This window comes from Sphingomonas sp. S-NIH.Pt3_0716 (assembly GCF_003950715.1).
Lineage (GTDB): Bacteria > Pseudomonadota > Alphaproteobacteria > Sphingomonadales > Sphingomonadaceae > Sphingobium > Sphingobium yanoikuyae_A.
The window spans coordinates 1-2468 of record NZ_QLJK01000087.1 but is presented as its reverse complement, the minus strand read 5'-3'; the positions used below and the strand labels follow the sequence as shown (position 1 = coordinate 2468).

Annotated in this window: 2 protein-coding genes and 1 tRNA gene; 2 read left to right on the top strand and 1 reads right to left on the bottom strand. The window is 60.9% G+C overall.

Annotated features, from left to right (window positions below):
* The first annotated feature begins 66 nt into the window (after nucleotides 1–66).
* Nucleotides 67–143: transfer RNA gene (locus BRX37_RS26070), tRNA-Met, on the top strand.
* Nucleotides 144–328: 185 nt separating this feature from the next.
* Complete coding sequence (locus BRX37_RS26065; RefSeq protein WP_063977130.1) at nucleotides 329–1531, top strand: tyrosine-type recombinase/integrase; 1203 nt, start codon at nucleotides 329–331, stop codon at nucleotides 1529–1531.
* Nucleotides 1532–1580: 49 nt separating this feature from the next.
* Here BRX37_RS26065 and BRX37_RS26060 read toward each other — a convergent pair whose 3' ends face one another.
* Complete coding sequence (locus tag BRX37_RS26060; protein ID WP_063977129.1) at nucleotides 1581–2042, bottom strand: Ros/MucR family transcriptional regulator; 462 nt, start codon at nucleotides 2040–2042, stop codon at nucleotides 1581–1583.
* Between the last annotated feature and the right edge of the window lie 426 nt (nucleotides 2043–2468).

Here is a 2468-nt window from a genome sequence, read left to right as displayed (position 1 = left end):
CGCAAAGAGGGCGGCCCGCAAAGCCGCCCTTTTTGCATGTCAGGGCCACACAAAAACGCCCAGTGTCGCGGGATGGAGCAGCCCGGTAGCTCGTCAGGCTCATAACCTGAAGGTCGTAGGTTCAAATCCTACTCCCGCAACCACATACTAAAAGACCAAACCGTCTCGGATCATTCCGCGGCGGTTTTTTTATGCCTTTTTTGGCGGATTTGCGCCGTTTCCTGGGGGCGCAGCGCCGCCCATCGGATCGCGCCTGATGCCAGGACGTCGATTTGCTTTTGGGGGTGTTTTGGAGGGTAATGCCTGTGCCCAGCAGGAGATACCCCTTATGCCGCTCAAGGAACTCGAGGTTCGATACGCCAGCCGGCGATCGAAGGATTACAAGCTCGGCGATGGCGGCGGCCTCTATCTGCTAGTCCGTCCGACTGGCTCGCGCCTCTGGCGCATGAAATATCGGTTCGGCGGCAAAGAGAAGCTGCTCTCGTTCGGGCGCTACCCGGAGGTCACGCTTGCTGAGGCGCGGCTGCGCCGCGCTGAAGCAAAACTCGCCCTTGCGCGGGGCGAGGATCCCGGTCCCAAGGCTCTCTCGCCTGTGACGAGCTTTGAGGCGGCTGCACGGGCCTGGCATGGCAATCGGGCGAGCGGGCTGGAGCCGGGGCATGCGGCACGCATATTGTCGCGTCTGGAGCGCGATGTGTTTCCGTCGCTCGGGCAGCGCGATCTCAAGGACATCTCTGCAGGCGATGTGCTGACGATGTTGCGGGCGGTCGAGGCGCGCGGCGCCCTCGATGTCAGCCGTCGGCTGCGCCAGCATGTAAGCCAGGTCTATCTCTTTGCCATACCGCAGGGCTGGGCCACCCATGATCCCGCTGCTGGCCTCGCCACCTTGCTGCGGCCCAAGCCTCGGGTCCGGCATATGGCCCGGGTTGGGGGAGGGGAGTTGCCGGCACTGGTTCGGGCGATCGACGCCTATGATGGCGATGAAAATCCCCGACGGCGTGCGGTCACGCGCGATGCGCTCTTGTTCACGCTCCTGACCTGGGCGCGGACCAATGAGACGCGATATGCGACATGGGAGGAGTTTGAAGGGCTGGACGGCCCTGATCCCATCTGGCGGGTGCCGGCCGAACGGATGAAGATGGGACGTGAGCATATCGTGCCGCTTTCGCGGCAGGCCGTCGCCTTGCTCGACAGCGTCAAGGTTTACAGCCGGGGGCCTTATGTCTTTGCCGGCGATAAGCCTGCGCTACCGATATCGCAGAATACGATGATCTATGGCTGCTACCGCATGGGCTATCGCGGCAGGCAGACTGTGCATGGGTTCCGCGGCCTTGCCTCGACCTGGGCCAATGAAGCGGAATGCTATCGGCCAGACTGGATCGAGATGGCGCTGGCCCATGCCGATCGTGATGATGTGCGTGGGGCCTATAATAGCGCCCTCTACCTGACGCCGCGTCGACGGATGCTGCAGGCGTGGGCTGATCATGTTCTGGGCATGGTCGCGGCGCCGCAGGAGGCGCTGGTCGCGTGATAACAGGGTAATGCGGGGATCGGCTCTGCCGTTCCCCGCATAGCTATGCTCAGGCCGGTTCGGCGACCTTCGTCTTGCGTGGGGTGCGGGCCGGCTTTGCGGGGGCAGCGGCTTCCGCGCGCGGCTTGCGGCCGAGGCCGATCTTGTGGGCCAGTTCCTTGCGCTGCGCAGCATAGTTGGGTGCAACCATCGGATAATCCGCAGGCAAGCCCCACTTGGCGCGATAGTCCGCCGGGGTCATCTGATAATGGGTCATCAGGTGACGCTTGAGCATCTTGAGCTTCTTCCCGTCTTCTAGGCAGACAATATAATCCGGCTTGATCGATGCGCGCACCGAAACCGCAGGCTCGGGCTTCAGTTCTTCTGCAACCGCAGGTTCGCTCAGGCTGGCGAGAGCGCCATGCACATTGGCGATCAGGGAAGGAAGATCATTGATCCCAACGCTGTTGTTGCTGACATGGGCAGCGACAATATCGGCGGTGAGCGTGACGAGCGTTTCTTCAGCGGACATTTTTATCCCTTCTTCATGGCGACCAGTTATTTTTGCTGAATGGCAGAAGGAGGATAGGATTACCAGTGTGCGTTCGATGAACTATTGCTCATGTTCTGTTGATTTCCACTGAGAAGTGACCCGGGTTTTCCATCGAGAAGTGGCTCTGAATCACTTTTGCTGCTGGTGATGGTCATACGCCGACCACGCGAGCGCGCAGCAGGTCCAGCTTCGCTCGACCATACATCTGTCGTTTTATCAGCTTGAGGCGAGTGATTTGGCCCTCGGTCTGCCCATTTGACCACGGTGAAATGATCGCGTTGCCGATTCCGATGAAGCCGCCCCTCGTTTCCGAGATGATTGCGCCCCTTCGTTCCGAGATGATGTCGCCCCCCCGGAGACAGGGCCGTGCTGGCTACGTCTGTTGTTATTTCGTTCGTGCCGGTC

Bases quoted from the DNA above. Each gene is read 5' to 3' on its own strand.
- BRX37_RS26060 (WP_063977129.1), bottom strand. From the start codon at position 2,042: ATGTCCGCTGAAGAAACGCTCGTCACGCTCACCGCCGATATTGTCGCT.
- BRX37_RS26065 (WP_063977130.1), top strand. From the start codon at position 329: ATGCCGCTCAAGGAACTCGAGGTTCGATACGCCAGCCGGCGATCGAAG.